This window comes from Streptomyces sp. BoleA5 (genome assembly GCF_000373665.1).
GTDB lineage: Bacteria > Actinomycetota > Actinomycetes > Streptomycetales > Streptomycetaceae > Actinacidiphila.
The window spans coordinates 1-17,175 of record NZ_KB892156.1 but is presented as its reverse complement, the minus strand read 5'-3'; the positions used below and the strand labels follow the sequence as shown (position 1 = coordinate 17,175).

Sequence of the window (17,175 nt, the reverse complement as noted above, 5' to 3'; positions counted from 1 at the left end):
GTGTTCACCGGAATCGTCGAAGAGCTGGGCGACCTCGTCGCCGTCGAGGACCTGGGCGACGCCTCCCGCTTCCGTCTGCGCGGTCCGGTCGTCACCGAGGGCGCCAAACACGGCGACTCGATCGCGGTCAACGGGGTGTGCCTCACCGTCGTCGACACCGCGGACGGCGAGTTCACCGCCGACGTGATGGCCGAGACCCTCAAGCGCTCCAGCCTCGGAGCGCTGCAGCCCGGCAGCCGGGTCAACCTGGAGCGGCCCATGACGCTCGGCGGCCGCCTCGGCGGCCACCTCGTCCAGGGCCACGTGGACGGCACCGGCGCGGTCATCTCCCGCACCCCCGCCGAGCACTGGGAGATCGTGAAGGTCTCGCTCCCGGCGGAGCTGTCCCGCTACGTCGTCGAGAAGGGCTCGATCACCGTCGACGGCATCAGCCTCACCGTCGTCGAGGCCGGCCCCGACTTCTTCTCCGTCAGCCTGATCCCGACCACCCTCGCCCTCACCACGCTCGGCTTCAAGCAGCCCGGCGACCCGGTGAACCTGGAGGTCGACGTGATCGCCAAGTACGTCGAGCGGCTGTACGGGGAGCGGGCGGGCGCGCCGAAGGGGGCTCCGGCGGAATGAGCGCCCTCGACACCCTGAACAGTGTCGCCTTCTCCGCCTTCGGTGAGCACTTCAAGTGGACCGACGTCGTGGGCAACGGCCTCGGCCTCGCCGGGCTCGCGCTCGGCTGGCGCCGCTCGGTGTGGGCCTGGCCGGTCCAGCTGCTCTCCGGCGTGGTGCTCGTCGCCGCGTACTGGTCGGCGCAGCTCACCGGCGGCGTCGGCAAGCAGCTGCTGGTGATCGGCGTCGCGGTGTGGGGCTGGTTCCAGTGGCGGCGCGGCGTCCGCGACGGCGGCGAGATCCGGGTCCGCTTCGCCACCTGGCGCGAGCGGGGCGTGCTGGTCGCCGGTACGGCGGCCGGACTGTTCGCGGTCGTCGGCCTCTTCACCCTCTACCCGTCGCTGTCCTGGAACCCCTGGCCCGACGCCTACATCTTCGTGGGCACCGTCGCCGCGATGGTGGCCATGGCCAGGGGCTGGGTCGAGTTCTGGTTCGCCTGGCTCGCCGTCGACGCGGTCGGCGTCCCCCTCGCCTGGAACAGCGACCTGAAGTTCTCCGCGCTCGTGTACGTCATCTACTTCGTTCTCGTGATCGCCGGCATGTACGCCTGGTGGCAGCAGACCCGGGTCCCGCGGCACGGCGGGCCCGTCCTGGAAGGAGCGGCCGCATGACCACCGCACTGCACTCCCTCTACGTGGCGGAGGACGCCCCGATCGTCCTCGACCCCGTCGAGCGGGCGATCGCCGACATAGCGGCCGGCCGGCCCGTCGTCGTCGTGGACGACGAGAACCGCGAGAACGAGGGCGACCTCATCATCGCGGCGGAGAAGGCCACCCCGGAGATCGTCGCCTTCATGATGACCGAGTGCCGCGGTCTGATCTGCGTGCCCATGGAGGAGCCCGACCTGGACCGGCTCGACCTGCCGCAGATGGTGGACTCCAACACCGAGTCCATGCAGACCGCGTTCACCGTCTCGGTCGACGCGAGCGGTGCCCACGGGGTCACCACCGGCATCTCCGCCGCCGACCGGGCGACCACCATCCGGCTGCTGGCCTCCGGCGGTTCCACCGCCGGCGACTTCGTCCGGCCCGGCCACGTCTTCCCGCTGCGCGCCAAGTCCGGAGGCGTCCTGACCCGCAACGGGCACACCGAGGCGGGCGTCGACCTGGCCCGGCTCGCCGGGCTGCGCCCGGCCGCGGCCATCGTGGAGATCGCCAACGAGGACGGGACGATGGCCCGCCTCCCCGAGCTCGTCCACTTCGCCCGCAAGCACGGCCTGGCCATCATCTCCATCGAGGACCTGGTCGCCTACCGCCGCACCTCGGAGCCGACCGTGCGCCGGGAGGCCGAGACCCGGCTGCCCACCGCCTTCGGGGACTTCCGCGCCTACGGCTACCGCAGCACCGTCGACGGCATCGAGCACATCGCCCTCGCGGCCGGCGAGATCGGCGACGGCGAGGACGTCCTCGTCCGCGTCCACTCCGAGTGCCTCACCGGCGACGTCTTCCACTCGCTGCGCTGCGACTGCGGACCGCAGCTCCAGGCCTCACTCGAAAAGGTGGCGGCCGAGGGCCGGGGCGTCGTGGTCTACCTCCGCGGCCACGAGGGCCGGGGCATCGGCCTGATGTCCAAGCTGCGCGCGTACGAACTGCAGGAGCGCGGCCGTGACACGCTCGACGCCAACCTCGAACTCGGACTCCCCGCCGACGCCCGCGACTACGGGGCGGCCGCCCAGATGCTCGACGACCTCGGCGTGCGCTCCCTGCGCCTGATGACCAACAATCCCGAGAAGACCGACGCCCTCGAACGGCACGGCCTGAAGGTCGTCGAACGCGTCGCCATGCCGATCGCGGCCGGCGAGCACAACCTGCGGTACCTGCGCACCAAGCGGGACCGCATGGGCCACGACCTGCCCTGGCTGGACCCGGCCCCCACCGGCGCCTGCGGCAACCAGTAGCCCGCGGGCGGCACCACGAGAACCCGTACGACCAGCACGACCAGCACGACCAGCACCAGAACAAGAACGAGCAAGAACGAGCAAGGAGAAGACGGACGTGAGCGGTAAGGGCGCCCCCGAGCTGACCGTGAAGAACTGTGGTGACCTGCGCGTGGCCGTGATCGCGGCGCAGTGGCACGTGCAGGTGATGGACGGCCTGGTCGACGGCGCCCTGCGCGCCCTGAGCGACCTGGGCATCGACGAGCCGACCCTGCTGCGCGTGCCGGGCAGCTTCGAACTGCCGGTCGCCGCCAAGGTGCTGGCGAGCCGGGGCTACGACGCCGTCGTCGCCCTCGGCGTCGTCATCCGCGGCGGCACACCGCACTTCGAGTACGTCTGCCAGGGCGTGACCCAGGGCCTGACCCAGGTCTCGGTCGACACCGGCGTGCCGATCGGCTTCGGCGTGCTCACCTGTGACACCGAGGAACAGGCCCTGGACCGCGCCGGACTGCCCGGCTCGAACGAGGACAAGGGGCACGAGGCGGTCACCGCCGCGATCGCCACCGCGACCGTCCTGCGTTCAGTATCCGAGCCGTGGCGGTGAGGTAGGGGCGCTTCCGCGTAGGGTGGGGACCACCATGGCCAACAAGACATTCGAGGAGCTCTTCGCCGAGCTCCAGCGCAAGGCCGCCACCGGCGACCCCAGCACCTCCCGGACCGCCGAACTGGTGGGCAAGGGAGTGCACGCGATCGGCAAGAAGGTGGTCGAGGAGGCCGCCGAGGTGTGGATGGCAGCCGAGTACGAAGGCGCCGACCGCACCGCGGAGGAGATCTCCCAGTTGCTGTACCACCTGCAGGTGATGATGGTCGCCCGGGGCATCGCCCTCGACGACGTATACGCTCATCTCTGAGCGGATCATCACCGGCCGGCCCCACCCCGCGCGCCGCCCCACGCCCCCCTCCCACCCACATCCGAGATACGAAGGAACGTCTCCATGCTGCGCATCGCCGTCCCCAACAAGGGTTCACTGTCCGGACCTGCGTCGGCGATGCTGCATGAGGCCGGCTACCGCCAGCGCAAGGACTCCAAGGAACTCGTCCTCGTCGACGGCGAGAACGACGTCGAGTTCTTCTACCTGCGCCCGCGCGACATCGCCATCTACGTCGGCTCGGGCCGCCTCGACATCGGCATCACCGGCCGCGACCTGCTGCTGGACTCCGGTGCCAACGCCGAGGAGATCCTGCAGCTCGGTTTCGCCCGCTCCACCTTCCGCTACGCCACCACCCCCGGCGGCGTGACGGACGTGAAGGAGTTCGGCGGCAAGACGGTCGCCACCTCCTATCCGGAGATCGTCAGGAGGCACCTCGCCGACAACGCGGTGGACGCCTCCGTGGTCCGCCTCGACGGCGCCGTCGAGACCTCCATCCACCTCGGTGTGGCGGACGTCATCGCCGACGTCGTCGAGACGGGCACCTCGCTGCGCAACGCCGGCCTGGAGGTCATCGGGAAGCCGATCCTCGACTCCGAGGCCGTGGTCATCCGCCGGGCCGGCGCCGGCGGCGAGGACGCGGCGGCCGAGCCGAAGGTGCAGCAGTTCCTGCGCCGCCTCCAGGGCGTCCTGGTGGCCCGGCGCTACGTGATGATGGACTACGACATCCGTGTCGAGCACGTCGAACGGGCCATCGCCCTCACACCGGGCCTCGAGTCGCCGACCGTCTCCCCGCTGCACCACGAGGGCTGGGTCGCCGTCCGCGCCATGGTCCCCAGCCGCGAGGCCCAGCGGATCATGGACGAGCTGTACGAGCTCGGCGCACGGGCCATCCTCACCACCGGGATCCACGCGTGCCGCCTGTGACCCCGCCCACCCCGCCCACCGTGCCCGCGGAACTCCCCGGGCTGCCCGTCACCTTCCGGCCCACCCGCACCCGCGCGGTGCTGCTGGGCCTGGGTGCCGGGCTGCTCGCGGCCTTCGGCGCGATCGCCGTCCTGCTTCCCTCGGACGGCGCACGCCCCTGGCACACCTCGGACCGGATCTATCTCGTGCTCACCGGGCTGCTGGTCGCCGGGGTGCTCGCACTGCTCAGCCGCCCCAGGGTGGCCGCCGACCGCGACGGTGTGACCGTCGTCAACCTGACGACCCGCCGCCGCCTGGAATGGGCGCAGGTCCTCCGGGTGAACCTGCGCACCGGCGACCCGTGGGTGTACCTCGACCTGGCGGACGGCACCAGCCTGGCCGCCATGGGGATCCAGCCCGGGATCGGACGCGCCCGCGCGTTGCGCGACGCGCGCGCCCTGCGGGCCCTCGCGGAGGCGTACGGTACCGGCAAGCCGACGGCGCACCAGATCTGACGCCACGGCCCGCTTCTTCATTACTCTGGAACCTTCGCAACGACCCGAGGAGTGACACCCAATCCACGATGGACGGATCGTCCGGTAGTACCCGCGCCGCCTCTCCCACTCGACATACGGGAGCGGCGGCATGAGCGCCTCGTTGCTGCTGCTCGCGGCAGCCTTCCTCCTGATCCTCGCGAACGGCTTCTTCGTCGCCGCCGAATTCGGCCTGGTGACCGTCGAGCGGCCGGCCGCGGAACGTGCCGCCGCCGAGGGTGACCGCAGGGCCCGCAGCGTCGTGGAGGCGCTGCGCAAGCTGTCCTTCCAGCTGTCCGGCACCCAGCTCGGCATCACGATCACCTCGCTGGTGGTCGGCATGCTGGCCGAGCCGGCCCTCGCCGACCTGTTCTCCGGACCGCTCACCTCGGTGGGCGTACCCGAGGGCGCCGCGCCCGCCGTGGCCGTGGTGATCGGCATGATCCTCGCCTCGGCCGTCCAGATGGTCATCGGCGAGCTCGTCCCGAAGAACTGGGCGGTGTCCCGTCCGCTGGAGGTGGCCCGTTTCGTGGCCGGGCCGCAGCGGGCCTTCTCCGCCCTGTTCCGCCCGGTGATCGAGGCCCTCAACGCCGCCGCGAACCGCCTGGTGCGGGCGCTGGGCGTGGAGCCCGCCGAAGAGCTGGCCTCCGCGCGCACCCCCACCGAGCTGGTCTCGCTGGCCCGCCACTCCGCCCGTGCCGGGGCCCTCGAGCAGGACACCGCGGACCTCTTCGTCCGCACCATCTCCCTCGGCGACCTCACGGCGGAGAACGTGATGACCCCGCGGGTCCGGGTCAGCGCCCTGCAGGACACCGCCACCGCCGCGGACGTCCTCAACCTGACCCGGGCCACCGGGCTGTCCCGCTTCCCCGTCTACCGGGAGCGGCTGGACGACATCGTCGGCATGGCGAGCCTGAAGGACGCCCTCGCCGTCCCGGCCCACCTGCGCGACCGCACACCGGTGGGCCGGGTCACGGTCGCCCCGCTGCTCGTCCCCGAGACGCTGCCGGTGCAGCCGCTCCTCGAGCAGCTGCGCCGCGAGCAGCCGATCGCCGTCGTCGTCGACGAGTACGGCGGCACCGCGGGCGTCGTCACCCTGGAGGACATCGTCGAGGAGCTCGTCGGCGAGGTGCGCGACGAGCACGACAGCGCCGACCTGCCGGAGCTGGCGACCGCCCCCGCGGAGAACGGCAACCCCGTATGGGACGCCGACGGCGGCTGCCGGATCGACCTGCTGGAACGCATAGGGCTCGAGGCCCCCGAGGGCCCGTACGAGACGGTGGCCGGCCTCGTCGCCGACCTCCTCGAACGCATCCCCGAGCCGGGGGACACCGCGGTGCTGCCCGGCTGGGAGCTGCGGGTGCGCGAGGTCACGCACCACCGCGCGGAAAGGGTTCGCCTGGTACGCGTCGGGTTCGAGGAGCCCGAGGACGGGCAGGAGGGCGAGCGATGAGCTTCCTGCAACTGTTCTTCGCCGCTGTGCTGGTGCTCGGCAACGGCTTCTTCGTCGGCGCCGAGTTCGCCCTGGTCTCCGTACGGCGCAGCCAGATCGAGCCGCTCGCCGGCACGCAGCGGCGGGCCCGTACGGTTCTGCAGGGGCTGGAGAACCTGCCGCAGATGATGGCGGCGGCGCAGTTCGGCATCACGGTCTGCTCCCTGACGCTGGGCGCGGTCGCCGAGCCGACCGTCGCCCACCTCCTGGAGCCGGTCTTCGAGGCGATCCACCTGCCCGAGGGGCTGATCCATCCGCTCGGCTACGTCATCGCTCTCGCCATCGTGGTCTTCCTGCACCTCGTCATCGGCGAGATGGTCCCCAAGAACCTGGCGATGGCCGCGCCCGAGAAGACCGCGCTGTGGCTCAGCCCCGGCCTGGTCGGCTTCGCACGTCTGTTCCGGCCGGTCATCGCGGTGCTCGGCTGGTGCGCCAAGATCGTGCTGCGGCTGTTCCGGGTGGAACCCAAGGACGAGATCGACGCGGTCTTCACCAGCGAGGAGCTGACGGTGCTCGTCGAGGACGCCCGGCAGGCCGGACTCCTCGACGACGACGCCCAGGAGCGCCTGGAGGACGCGCTGGAGCTGGGCACCCGCCCGGTCACGGACGTGCTGCTGCCGCCGGAGGAGCTGGTGACGGTCGACGCCTCCGTCACTCCCGCCGAGGTCGAGGAGCTGACCGTGCGCACCGGCTACTCGCGCTTCCCGGTGGCCGGACCGGAGGGCGCCTACCTCGGCTACCTCCACGTGAAGGACGTCCTCGACCTGGAGGACACCGGCCGGCCCGTCCCGGCGCGGCTGTGGCGGCCGATGGCCACCCTCCGCGCGGAGCTGCCGCTGGACGACGCGCTCACCCAGATGCGGCGAGCCGCGTCGCACCTGGCGGCGGTCGCGGACTCCGGCGGTCGCGTGCTGGGGCTGGTCGCGCTGGAGGACGTGCTGGAGATGCTGGTCGGCGAGGTCCGCGACCCGGCGCACCGGGAGGCCCCGGAGCCCGCGGAGAGCGGCGCCGCCCCGGCCGCCGAGGAGCCCGGCGAAGTCGCCCGGTCCCCGCGCGTGATGGCGGGCTGACGGGGGAACCCACGCGGGAGGGGCCCGGGCGCACGCGCCCGGGCCCCTCCCGCGTCGTTCACTCCATGGGCTCGGGCGGCGGCAGCCCGGGGCCGCGGCCCGAGAGTACCTCGCCGTAGGCCTGCATGAGGTCGGGCAGGCGCAGCGTGGACAGGTCGTCCCGGGACAGCTGTCCCGCGTAGCCGGACAGCCGCAGGTCGCGGTACGCGCAGCTCTTCTCGTACAGGGTCCGCAGGAAGCGGCCGTTGCCCAGCTCGTCGATCCAGCCCTGATCGACGACATGGCCGCTGATGGCGAGCAACTCCTCCAGGGCCTCGTCGTCCCAGCGGTCGCCGTTGTCGGCGGCGAGGACCTCGCCGATGCTGGTCAGCTCGTGCGGACGGTAGCTGGGGAAGTCGACCCGGGTGGTGAAGCGCGAACCGAGGCCGGGGTTGGCCGCCAGCAGGCGGTCCATGCCCTCGGGGTATCCGGCGAGGATGACGACCAGGCGGTCGCGGTTGTCCTCCGCGCGCTTGAGCAGGACCTGCAGCGCCTCGTCGCCGTAGGCGTCGCCCTTGCTGTACCCGGAGTTGGACAGCGCGTACGCCTCGTCGACGAAGAGCACCCCGCCGAGCGCGGAGTCGATCAGCTCGTTGGCCTTGACGGCCGTCTGCCCCAGGAACTCGCCCACGAGGTCGGCGCGCTGCGCCTCGACCAGATGGTCGCCGCCCAGCAGGCCGAGAGCGTAGAAGACCCGGCCGAGGATGCGTGCCACGGTGGTCTTGCCGGTGCCGGAGGGCCCGGAGAAGACGAAGTGCCGCTTGGGCGGCTGCACCGGCAGACCCTGCCCCGACCGCAGCCGCGCCATCCGCAACTGGGCCGACAGTGCCCGCACTTGGCGCTTGACGGGATCCAGGCCGACCATCCGGTCGAGTTCGGCCAGCGCCTGGGAGAGCAGCACCGGGTCCGGGGCCGTGACGGGGACCTGCGGCACGACGGGGGAGACCGGCAGGATCGCCTTCTCCCGGATGTCGTCGTCGATCGGGCCCACCGCGCCCAGCGGATCGTCCAGGACCGAGCCCGACCCCAGGCCGCCCGGCATGGCCGCGGCCCCGGCCCGGGCGTCGAGCGGATCGGGCTCGGGCGGCAGAGCCTCGGGCCCGGTCTGGCCGTAGCCCTGCAGGGTGACCGGGGCCAGGTCGGCCGTACCGTCGGTGAGGCCGTCGGACTCGTCGATCGCGGCGAGCCGCGCGGCGGTGTCCATGAACGCCGGGTCGACGCGCTGCACCGCCTGGTACAGGGGGAGCGCGGCGGCGGTGCGGCCGGTGCCCTCGTACGCGCGGGCCAGCCAGTAGCGGAGTTCCTTGCGCTGCGGCTGCTCGCTGCGGCAGCGCATCAGCGCCGTCGTCAGCAACGGTTCGGCCTGCCCGTAGAGCTCCAGCCGGACCCTGGCCATCCCCCCGAAAAGGCCGGCCTCGATGCCCAGCACCTGGTCGCCGAGGAGCGGTTCGGTGTGGCGCACCAACTGGTCCCAGTCCTTGACCAGATAGGCCCGGCAGGCGTGCAGGAAGCGGACGTGCGGATCGGTGTCGATCGGCGGGCACTCGGCCAGGGCCCGGTCCAGCTCCGCGATGTGGCGGCCGTCGAGCCAGTGGGAGGCGTGCGCGAGCAGCAGGTCGCGGCGGGTCTCCAGCACCGGCTGCACCCACCAGCCCAGCCAGTACCAGGAGTTCATCGACCGGCGGTAGGCGCTGCGCTGCTCGCCGAAGCGGTCGCGGTGCCGGTACATCTGCAGCAGCGCGGTGGAGGTGTCCGCGCGCAGCGCGTGCAGCCCGAGCCAGGCGTCCGCCATGCCGGGGTCGAGGCGGACCGCGGCGCGGAACTCCTCCTCGGCCTGGGTGTAGGCGCCCATGGTGTAGGCCTCGACGGCCCGTACCCAGGCGAGATCGGCGGGGGCGCCCGAATGCTCTGTGCCGAAGTCCATCAGGTCCCCACCAGCCGTTCCCCCCGGTGCCGCCCGCCTAACGCCGCTCCAACCAGGTTACGCGAAGCGGTAGTTGGTGCCAGGTGGACGCCACCTTCCCGGGGCGGCGCACCCGTTGGCATGGTACCCGCGCAGGCCCTGCGGGCCGTAGAGCGACGCGGGCGGTGACGTTGGGTGAGCAAATGGCTGCCGTACGGGGCCGGATCACCCGCGGAGGGCAGAACGAAGCCCCCGGTCACGGGGGAACAACCGGGGGCTTCGCGTCTGAGGCGCGATCGATGATGGCCGCGCATTCAGAACGTAAGTCCTGTACGGCTCCCGGGTCAAGCGGCCTTGAGGCACCGCTGCGGCGGCCTCCCGGCGGCCCCGGCGCACCGGCTGCGGGCCGTCACGGTCAGTGACGGAGGGTGTCCGCGAGCGGCGTGCCCGCGGGCTGCTCCCGTAGTTCGTAGCCCTCCGGACGCTGGTGGACCAGCAGATCCGCGAACGGCCTGGAGGGGTCGGCGGCGAAGTGCGCGTCCTGGGCGCGCATCCAGCCGGCCCAGAACCCGGCAAGCGCGGGGCCGTCCCGCCGCTCGCCGCGCTCGCGTGCCGTCTCCCGCGCCACCTCCAGCCAGAGCAGGCCGGCCAGCCAGGGGCGCACCTCGCGGCGGCCGGCCCCCACGCCCTCCAGCAGGACCACGGGGGCCGGCGGCACCTCCAGCGTCATGGCGAACCGCCGCGCCACCCAGTCGTACTTCTCGGGCCGGGCGGTGTCACCGCGGCGCAGCGGCTCCAGCACCTGCTCGCGCAGCCGCCCGGTCCACTCGAACAGCTCCTCGTGCGTGGCCAGATCGTCGAGGTGGACGACGGGAGCGCCGTCCAGCGCGGACGCCAGCGCGGCGGCGAAGGTCGTCTTGCCGGATCCGGCGTGGCCGTCCACGGCGACGAGCCGCACGGGCCCGCAGGACGGCGCAAGGGCGCGCAGCCGGGCGGCGAGCGCCCGAAGCGCCCCGGGAGTGGCGTGGTGGTCCATCGGGGCCAGCCTACGACCTGCGCCGACGCAAGCGACTGCGGAGGGTGCCAGGGGCGTCTACGGTAAGAGTCGTGACCGACTCCGCAGCATCCCTGTACCCCCCGGAGCGACTCGAACTCGCCCGCAAGGCCGCCGCCGACGCGGGACTCGACGCGCTGCTCGTCTCTCCGGGCCCCGACCTGCGCTACCTCACCGGCTACCACGCCCATCTCACCGAGCGCCTGGTGTGCCTGGCCCTTCCGGTGCTCGGCGACCCCTTTCTCGTCGTGCCCCACCTGGAGAAGCCCGGCGCCGAGACCTCCCCGCTCGGCGCGCTCGGCGTCGACGTCGTCGGCTGGGGCGAGACCGAGGACCCGTACGCCCTCGTCGCCGGGCGGCTGCCGCGGGGGACGGTACGGGTGGCCGTCGACAACCACATGTGGGCCGAGAAGGTGCTCGCCTTCCGCGCGGCCCTCCCCGGTACCGAGCAGAGCCTGGCCGGCGACGTGCTGCGCGAACTGCGGATGCGCAAGTCGGCCGCGGAGACCGAGGCGCTGCGCCGGGCCGCCGGCGCCATCGACCGGGTGCACCGCCGCATGGGGGAGTGGCTCAGGGCCGGGCGTACCGAGCGCGAGGTCGCCCGCGACGTCGCCGACGCCGTCATCGAGGCGGGGCACACCACCGTCGACTTCGTCATCGTGGCCTCGGGACCGAACGGTGCCAGCCCCCACCACGAGGTCTCCGACCGGGTGATCCGGGCCGGCGACCCGGTGGTCGTCGACATCGGCGGCACCACGCAGGACGGCTACTGCTCCGACTCCACCCGCACCTACGCGGTCGGAGAACCGCCCGCGGAGTTCCGCGAGATGTACGAGGTGCTGCGGCGTGCCCAGCACGCCCAGACCGACGCCGTCCGCCCCGGGATCACCGCCGAGGGACTCGACGCGGTCGGGCGGGACATCATCGCCGCGGCCGGCTACGGCGAGCACTTCATCCACCGCACCGGGCACGGCATCGGGCTGGAGACGCACGAGGAGCCGTACATCGTCGCGGGCAGCCATCGGCCGCTGGAGCCGGGCATGGCCTTCTCCGTGGAACCCGGGATCTACCTCCCGGACCGCTTCGGCGCCCGGATCGAGGACATCGCCGTCTGCACGCCCGAGGGCGGAGAGCGGCTCAACCAGACCTCGCGCGACCTGGTCGTCCTGTCTGTTTAGTCCCATGTGTTGACTCCCGGTACGGCAGGGGGTATTCCGTACACGCGACGGTGTGCGCGGCGCGTTCGCCGGGCGCGGCGCACACCCCGCGTCAAGGGCCCAGCAGGAAGCGGCAGTCGGGGGGCCGGCGTGTTCGACGACGAGCATGACTTCGGGGTGCGGCAGTGGACGGTCGGCGGCACGACCGTGGTGGAACTGACCGGGGAGCTCGACCTGTGCGCCGGCGCGCCGGCGGCCGCGCGCCTGGACGCGGTCACCGGCGGAGCGCGGCCCGACGTCGTGGTGGACCTGCGCGGGGTGAGCTTCATCGACTGCAGCGGCCTGTCGGTGCTGATCCGGGCGCGCAAGCGGACCCTCGACCGCGGTGGCCGGTTCGGCATCGTCGGCGGCAGCCCCTGCGTGCTGCGGCTGTTGCGGCTGACCCGGACGATCCGGGTCTTCACCGTCCACGACGACCTGGCCTCCGCGCTGGGCGGGGCAGGTGCCCCCGACCCGCCCGCGGCGGACGGCGCCATAGCGTGAGCTCAGCGGGGCAGCGGCGCCAGCACGATCCAGACCTGGCCGCGGTCGAAGTTCACCGGCTGCCCGCCGGGCGTGGTGAACCGCGTACCCGCCGCCGCGTCGGGCCGTGACCATGTGGCGTCGTACGCCTTGCCGTCCCGCAGCACCTCCGCCCGCCCGGTGCCCACGGTCTCGCTGTACGGGGAGGTGTTCCCCCAGCGGTCGTGGAAGTCGGAGGGGCGCACTGTGACGTACTGGACGACCACCGTGGGCGCGCCGAGCCTGCCGCCGTCGGTCGTGGTGGCCGGGTCGCCGTCGAACGAGACCAGCCAGCGGTCGCCCTCGGCCGACCAGTGCAGGCCCACCGAGCCGTTCGGGTAGCGCACGGTGCGGTCGCGCTCGGGGGTGCCGCCGGGCGGCGCGTCGCCGAAGCGGAAGCCTATGTCGCGGGCGGCTGCGGCGTCCGGAGCCGCGGCGAGGAGCCGGTCCGGAGCCGCGTACAGGTTGTGCGGGGCGGGGCGCGAACCGTCGCGCGCGTAGGCTCCGGGCGCGCGGGCCGGGGAGACGTCGTACACCGGCGCCGCCGCGACCACCGGCAGCAGCCTGGACTGCGCCCCGGAGAAGGCGAGGGCCGGGCTGCCGAACTGGCGCAGCAGTTCCAGATCCGACTCGCGGGCGCTGCGCACCGGACCCACCCGGTCGGGCAGTTGGGAGGAGAAGACGGCGAGCAGACGGGTGAGGCCGGACTCCACCTGCTCCACATAGACCAGGTCGGCCCGCTCCAGCCCGGTGTGCGGCCGCGCGGTCCCCACGTTGTCGATCTTCACCGCGAGGACGGGCCCGCCGGTGCGCCCGGGCAGCCCGGTGAAGGGCGACCTGGCGACCGCGCTGGTGCCGGGCACCGACCCCGTCGAGGTGGAGGCGGGCCCGCCGGGCGTCCGCTCGGGACCGCCGCAGCCCCGGCTGACCAGGAACACCGCGAACACCGCCAGCACGACCAGCATCGCCGCTCTCGCGGGACGTCCGGGTGCTCGGGCCACGACGGCCACCCCCGTGCTGCATGGTCATGCTGCCAACGGAAAAGTCAATTGCCGAGTCGCTGCGCGTCCTCCTAGTATCCGCCACATGGAGCCGGTACCCCAGACGGAGGACGCGACCGCCTTCCTCGCGGCGGACGAGGCGGTCGACCACGAGCACCCGCTGGTCCGGGCGACCGCCGCGCGCCTGCGGGCGGAGGCGCCGGATCCGTATGGCTATGCCGAGGCGGCGTACACCTTCGTCCGCGACACCATCCCGCACTCCGCCGACTCGGGGGACCCGCGCGTCACCTGGCGTGCCTCCGACGTCCTGGAACAGCGCACCGGAATCTGCCACGCCAAGGCCCACGCCCTGACGGCGCTGCTGCGCGCCGAGGGCATCCCCGCGGGGCTGTGCTACCAGCGGCTCACCGAGGACGACGGCACGGATCCCGTCCTCCACGGGCTCGTCGCCGTCAAGCCGCCCGGTCACGACCGCTGGGCCCGGCAGGACCCGCGCGGCAACAAGCCCGGTGTCGACGCCCGCTTCTCCCTCCGGGAGGAACGACTGGCCTGGGTGCCCCGCCCCGCACTCGGCGAACGCGACTATCCCGGTCTGTACGCCGCACCGCCGGCCGTCGTCCTCACCGCCCTGCGTCAGGCGGCCGACCGGGCGCACCTGTGGCGGCTGCTGCCCACCGACCTGCCGGAGCGGGAGGACCGCTGACCTCGCTCACCGCCCCGGCCGTCACCGCGCGGTCACTCCGCGGCGGCCGCACGCTCCCGGGCGGCGACGTCCTCCGCGGTGGGGGCGGTGCCGCCCAGGTGCGCGGGGAGCCACCAGTGGTCGTTCGGGCCCGACGGACGGCCGGTGTACGCGCGCTGCGCGTCCTCCAGCAGTTCCTGGACACGCAGCCGCAGTCGACGGGTCAGCGCGCCCGGCTTCTCGTCCTGGTGCGGTGTCATCTGCTCGCCCACCCGGATGGAGATGGGGAAGCCGTTGCGGCCCAGCTGGCGCGGCTGGTCCTTGGTCCACAGCCGCTGGGTGCCCCACAGGGCTACCGGCAGCAGCGGCACGCCGGCCTCCATCGCCAGGCGCGCGGCACCGGACTTGAAGGACTTGAGGGTGAAGGACTGCGAGATGGTCGCCTCGGGGAACACACCGATGATCTCGCCCGAGCGCAGCGCCGTCAGCGCGTGCTTGTACGCGTGCATGCCCTCGGAGCGGTCCACCGGGATGTGCTTCATGGCCCGCATGAGCGGACCAGACACCTTGTGCCGGAACACCGACTCCTTGGCCATGAAACGCACCAGCCGCTTCGCCGGGAGCGCGGTCAGTCCGGCGAACACGAAGTCCAGGTAGCCGATGTGGTTGCTCACCAGCAACGCGCCGCCCTTGCGGGGCACATGCTCGGTGCCGGAGATGTCGAAGCGCAGCCCCTGCACCTTGAACATGGTGCGGGCGAAGCCGATGACGGGTGGGTAGACGAGTTCGGCCACGGCTGGGCCCCCTTCTTCGTAGGGGGTGGCCCCCGGCGGAAGTTACGCGGCCGTAGGTTTCCGGCCGCGGGCTGATCGTGCCCCGTAAACGGGTGCCGTGTCATCCCGCGTGCCCGTCGGGCGGCGAGATTCTCGTCACGTCACCCGGTCGTACGACGTACCAGCAGGTACATCTCGCATCCGAGGCAGTAGCCGAACACCGCGTTGAGGAAGGCCGCCGCGAGCGCGCAGGCCGTCGCCGCCAGGCCCAGCCAGGCGAGGCCCGCGGCGTAGCCGGCGAGCCCGACGAGCGCGAACGCCAGGCCCACCGCCTGCGCGAAGCGCGGCGGGGCCGGGTCCTCGGTCTCCGCCGGCGGCCCCAGCCGGGGCCGTACCGCCACCCGGTACAGCAGTCCGTACGGTGAGTTCTGCACCCCCGCGGCGGCGCCCACCGCGAAGACCAGTGCCTGGACGGCCAGCAGCCAGGCGCTGCCGGTCACGAGGACGACGGCCAGCACCACACTGGTAAGGCTTGCGCCGAAGCGCGGTCCACGGGCATCAATGGCGTGAGGGCTCATGGGGCCATGATTCCGGAACGGACGCCGTCCGGACCCCCTGGAATCATGGCGGTCCTGTGAACGCTGCTATGGCAGGGAGGAGGCCGGAATTGACGGGACTGGTGGTGTGCGTCGCCGTGCTCGCGGTGGCGGGGATCCTCGGCATGCTCCACAAGCGCAGGGACGGAAGGGTGAGAGTGCGGGACAAGGACGCGGCGCAGCAGCTGACGGCGGGTGAGATCGGCGCGGAACTCGGTGAGCGGGCCACGCTCCTCCAGTTCTCCACCACCTTCTGCGCGCCCTGCCGGGCCACCCGCCGCACCCTCGGCGAGGTGGCGGGCATGGTCGACGGGGTGCGGCACGTGGAGATCGACGCGGAGGCCCACCTCGACCTGGTCCGCCGGCTGGGCATCCTCAGGACGCCGACCGTGCTCGTGCTCGACGCCCGCGGCACCGTCGTGCGGCGTGCGTCGGGCCAGCCGCGCAAGGCCGACGTCATCGCGGCGCTCGGCGCGGCCGTGTGACCGGCGCCCGGTGTATGACCCCGGTCCCACCTGCCGGGGCGCCCTTGACGTGGCCCCGCTCCGATCGTCAGCCTGACGCCATGTCGCGGGACCTCCTTCTGTACTCCCGCTTCGACGTCGACCTCGGCCGGCACGCGAGCGCGCGCTGTCACGACCGTTGAGTGCCCCAGACCCCGCACCCATCCGGCTCGACAGCACGACGAAGGACAACTCCATGACCGTCTCGCCCGACCTCGGCACGCCGGCCGCCACCTCCTCGGGCATCGTGCCCACCTCGATCCCCGCACCCGCGCCGGTCCCGCTGCCCGCGCCGCCCGCGGTGACCGCACCCTTCGAATCGACCGCCTTCCGTGCCGTCTTCCGCCGGCACGCCGCCGGGGTCGCGGTCATCACCGCGGCCGGTGCCCGGCCCGCGGGCTTCACCGCCACCTCCCTCACCTCCGTCTCCGCCGATCCGCCGCTGCTCTCCTTCGGGATCAGCAGCACCGGCTCCGCCTGGCCCACCATCGCGGACGCCGCCCACGTGGGCGTCCACATCCTCGGCGAGCATCAGGAGGACGTGGCCGCCACCTTCGCGCGCAGCGGCGCCGACCGCTTCGCGCCGCCCACCGCGTGGGGACCCGGCCCGTACGGAGTACCGCTCCTGGAGGACGTCCACGTGTGGCTGGTCGCCCGCGTGCTCGCCCGCATACCCGCCGGCGACCACCGCATCGTCGTCGCCCAGGCCGTGGCGGGTGCCCCAGGGGGCGACGCGGACCGCCCGCTGCTCTACCACCACGGCCGGTACAACGCGCTGCGCCACTGAGCCGCACACCGGTCTCCCGACCGGGCTCCGGGTCGTCAAGGTCACAACGCGCCGCCCTTGCCCGGGGGCGACCCGGGGGCTCTACTGGTGAGTAATATTTCTGCCGGGGCGCCGTGCGTCCCGACGGGGAGCCGCCGTCGAAGGCGCCTATGCTGCCTTCACAAGGCCAGTTGACGTACCCATGCAGCAGTAGGAGACAGGCGTGAGCTTGAGGATCGTTGTCGCGGTGAAGTACGTGCCGGATGCGACGGGGGATCGTCATTTCGCGGGGGATCTGACGACGGATCGGGATGCGGTGGATGGTCTGTTGTCGGAGCTGGACGAGTATGCGGTGGAGCAGGCGTTGCAGGTCGCGGAGGCGTCGGGTGATGCCGAGGTGACGGTGGTGACGGTGGGTCCGGAGGATGCGAAGGACGCGTTGCGCAAGGCGTTGTCGATGGGGGCGGACAGGGCGGTNCATGTCGAGGACGAGGGGCTGCACGGTAGTGATGTGATGGGTACGTCGCTGGTGCTGGCCAAGGCGGTCGAGCGTGTGGGGTTCGATCTGGTGGTGACGGGGATGGCGTCGACGGATGGCACGGCGGGTGTGGTGCCGGCGTTGCTGGCGGAGCGGTTGGGTGTGCCGCAGGTGACGTTGTTGTCGCAGGTGACGG

General features: G+C 72.7%; 20 protein-coding genes. 15 read left to right on the top strand and 5 right to left on the bottom strand.

Annotation, left to right across the window (positions count from 1 at the left end; translation table 11 throughout):
• The 9 genes from B085_RS0139645 to B085_RS0139605 all read left to right on the top strand — a co-directional run bounded on the left by B085_RS0139645 (position 1) and on the right by B085_RS0139605 (position 7,466).
• Positions 1-621, top strand: coding sequence for a riboflavin synthase (locus B085_RS0139645; protein ID WP_018564149.1), 621 nt, complete (start codon positions 1-3; stop codon positions 619-621).
• Positions 618-1,271, top strand: a complete 654-nt coding sequence (locus B085_RS0139640; protein WP_018564148.1) for a nicotinamide mononucleotide transporter family protein — start codon at positions 618-620, stop codon at positions 1,269-1,271. Before B085_RS0139645 ends, B085_RS0139640 begins: the two co-directional genes overlap by 4 nt.
• Positions 1,268-2,557: a bifunctional 3,4-dihydroxy-2-butanone-4-phosphate synthase/GTP cyclohydrolase II gene (locus B085_RS0139635; protein ID WP_018564147.1), complete on the top strand. Its 1,290-nt coding sequence runs from the start codon at positions 1,268-1,270 to the stop codon at positions 2,555-2,557. The genes B085_RS0139640 and B085_RS0139635 overlap by 4 nt, the downstream gene beginning before the upstream one ends.
• A 97-nt stretch (positions 2,558-2,654) precedes the next feature.
• Positions 2,655-3,140: a 6,7-dimethyl-8-ribityllumazine synthase gene (ribH, locus tag B085_RS0139630; RefSeq protein WP_018564146.1), complete on the top strand. Its 486-nt coding sequence runs from the start codon at positions 2,655-2,657 to the stop codon at positions 3,138-3,140.
• 34 nt (positions 3,141-3,174) lie between these two features.
• Positions 3,175-3,447 carry a phosphoribosyl-ATP diphosphatase gene (locus tag B085_RS0139625; protein ID WP_018564145.1) on the top strand — a complete coding sequence of 91 codons (273 nt, stop codon included), beginning with the start codon at positions 3,175-3,177 and terminating at the stop codon, positions 3,445-3,447.
• An 84-nt stretch (positions 3,448-3,531) separates the two neighbouring features.
• On the top strand, positions 3,532-4,392 hold the full coding sequence (gene hisG / locus B085_RS0139620) for an ATP phosphoribosyltransferase (RefSeq protein WP_018564144.1): 861 nt from the start codon (positions 3,532-3,534) through the stop codon (positions 4,390-4,392).
• A complete protein-coding gene (locus B085_RS0139615) occupies positions 4,389-4,886 on the top strand; it encodes a PH domain-containing protein (protein ID WP_018564143.1) in 498 nt (165 codons plus the stop codon). Before hisG ends, B085_RS0139615 begins: the two co-directional genes overlap by 4 nt.
• Positions 4,887-5,016: 130 nt before the next feature.
• A complete protein-coding gene (locus B085_RS0139610) occupies positions 5,017-6,357 on the top strand; it encodes a hemolysin family protein (RefSeq protein ID WP_018564142.1) in 1,341 nt (446 codons plus the stop codon).
• Entirely contained in the window at positions 6,354-7,466 is a 1,113-nt protein-coding gene (locus B085_RS0139605; protein ID WP_018564141.1) for a hemolysin family protein, read from the top strand. Before B085_RS0139610 ends, B085_RS0139605 begins: the two co-directional genes overlap by 4 nt.
• A 58-nt stretch (positions 7,467-7,524) precedes the next feature.
• Here B085_RS0139605 and B085_RS0139600 read toward each other — a convergent pair whose 3' ends face one another.
• Positions 7,525-9,429, bottom strand: a complete 1,905-nt coding sequence (locus B085_RS0139600) for an AAA family ATPase (protein WP_018564140.1) — start codon at positions 9,427-9,429, stop codon at positions 7,525-7,527.
• 394 nt (positions 9,430-9,823) lie between these two features.
• Positions 9,824-10,444, bottom strand: a complete 621-nt coding sequence (locus tag B085_RS0139595; protein WP_018564139.1) for a uridine kinase family protein — start codon at positions 10,442-10,444, stop codon at positions 9,824-9,826.
• A gap of 71 nt (positions 10,445-10,515) precedes the next feature.
• On the opposite strand from B085_RS0139595, the gene B085_RS0139590 reads away from it, so the two are divergent.
• Positions 10,516-11,640, top strand: coding sequence for a M24 family metallopeptidase (locus tag B085_RS0139590; RefSeq protein ID WP_018564138.1), 1,125 nt, complete (start codon positions 10,516-10,518; stop codon positions 11,638-11,640).
• A gap of 129 nt (positions 11,641-11,769) precedes the next feature.
• Entirely contained in the window at positions 11,770-12,162 is a 393-nt protein-coding gene (locus tag B085_RS0139585) for an STAS domain-containing protein (RefSeq protein ID WP_018564137.1), read from the top strand.
• Positions 12,163-12,164: 2 nt separating this feature from the next.
• On the opposite strand, the gene B085_RS0139580 is transcribed toward B085_RS0139585, so the two are convergent.
• On the bottom strand, positions 12,165-13,145 hold the full coding sequence (locus B085_RS0139580; RefSeq protein ID WP_018564136.1) for a DUF3048 domain-containing protein: 981 nt from the start codon (positions 13,143-13,145) through the stop codon (positions 12,165-12,167).
• 121 nt (positions 13,146-13,266) lie between these two features.
• Between B085_RS0139580 and B085_RS0139575 the strand changes: the two genes are divergently transcribed.
• Positions 13,267-13,884: a transglutaminase-like domain-containing protein gene (locus B085_RS0139575; protein WP_018564135.1), complete on the top strand. Its 618-nt coding sequence runs from the start codon at positions 13,267-13,269 to the stop codon at positions 13,882-13,884.
• A gap of 32 nt (positions 13,885-13,916) precedes the next feature.
• Here B085_RS0139575 and B085_RS0139570 read toward each other — a convergent pair whose 3' ends face one another.
• Positions 13,917-14,657, bottom strand: a complete 741-nt coding sequence (locus B085_RS0139570) for a lysophospholipid acyltransferase family protein (protein WP_018564134.1) — start codon at positions 14,655-14,657, stop codon at positions 13,917-13,919.
• A 140-nt stretch (positions 14,658-14,797) separates the two neighbouring features.
• Positions 14,798-15,214, bottom strand: coding sequence for a DUF4395 domain-containing protein (locus B085_RS0139565; RefSeq protein WP_026251912.1), 417 nt, complete (start codon positions 15,212-15,214; stop codon positions 14,798-14,800).
• A gap of 89 nt (positions 15,215-15,303) precedes the next feature.
• On the opposite strand from B085_RS0139565, the gene B085_RS0139560 reads away from it, so the two are divergent.
• The 3 genes from B085_RS0139560 to B085_RS0139550 all read left to right on the top strand — a co-directional run.
• Complete coding sequence (locus B085_RS0139560; protein ID WP_018564132.1) at positions 15,304-15,717, top strand: TlpA family protein disulfide reductase; 414 nt, start codon at positions 15,304-15,306, stop codon at positions 15,715-15,717.
• Between the two features lie 214 nt (positions 15,718-15,931).
• Positions 15,932-16,522 carry a flavin reductase family protein gene (locus tag B085_RS0139555; protein ID WP_018564131.1) on the top strand — a complete coding sequence of 197 codons (591 nt, stop codon included), beginning with the start codon at positions 15,932-15,934 and terminating at the stop codon, positions 16,520-16,522.
• A gap of 202 nt (positions 16,523-16,724) precedes the next feature.
• Positions 16,725-17,175, top strand: a 451-nt coding sequence (locus B085_RS0139550) for a hypothetical protein (RefSeq protein WP_018560928.1), incomplete at its 3' end; no start/stop codon positions are given.

Coding starts and splice junctions, on each gene's coding strand:
- B085_RS0139640 (WP_018564148.1), top strand. CDS start 618: ATGAGCGCCCTCGACACCCTGAACAGTGTCGCCTTCTCCGCCTTCGGT.
- B085_RS0139635 (WP_018564147.1), top strand. CDS start 1,268: ATGACCACCGCACTGCACTCCCTCTACGTGGCGGAGGACGCCCCGATC.
- B085_RS0139625 (WP_018564145.1), top strand. CDS start 3,175: ATGGCCAACAAGACATTCGAGGAGCTCTTCGCCGAGCTCCAGCGCAAG.
- hisG (WP_018564144.1), top strand. CDS start 3,532: ATGCTGCGCATCGCCGTCCCCAACAAGGGTTCACTGTCCGGACCTGCG.
- B085_RS0139610 (WP_018564142.1), top strand. CDS start 5,017: ATGAGCGCCTCGTTGCTGCTGCTCGCGGCAGCCTTCCTCCTGATCCTC.
- B085_RS0139605 (WP_018564141.1), top strand. CDS start 6,354: ATGAGCTTCCTGCAACTGTTCTTCGCCGCTGTGCTGGTGCTCGGCAAC.
- B085_RS0139600 (WP_018564140.1), bottom strand. CDS start 9,429: ATGGACTTCGGCACAGAGCATTCGGGCGCCCCCGCCGATCTCGCCTGG.
- B085_RS0139595 (WP_018564139.1), bottom strand. CDS start 10,444: ATGGACCACCACGCCACTCCCGGGGCGCTTCGGGCGCTCGCCGCCCGG.
- B085_RS0139580 (WP_018564136.1), bottom strand. CDS start 13,145: ATGCTGGTCGTGCTGGCGGTGTTCGCGGTGTTCCTGGTCAGCCGGGGC.
- B085_RS0139575 (WP_018564135.1), top strand. CDS start 13,267: ATGGAGCCGGTACCCCAGACGGAGGACGCGACCGCCTTCCTCGCGGCG.
- B085_RS0139565 (WP_026251912.1), bottom strand. CDS start 15,214: ATGAGCCCTCACGCCATTGATGCCCGTGGACCGCGCTTCGGCGCAAGC.
- B085_RS0139555 (WP_018564131.1), top strand. CDS start 15,932: ATGACCGTCTCGCCCGACCTCGGCACGCCGGCCGCCACCTCCTCGGGC.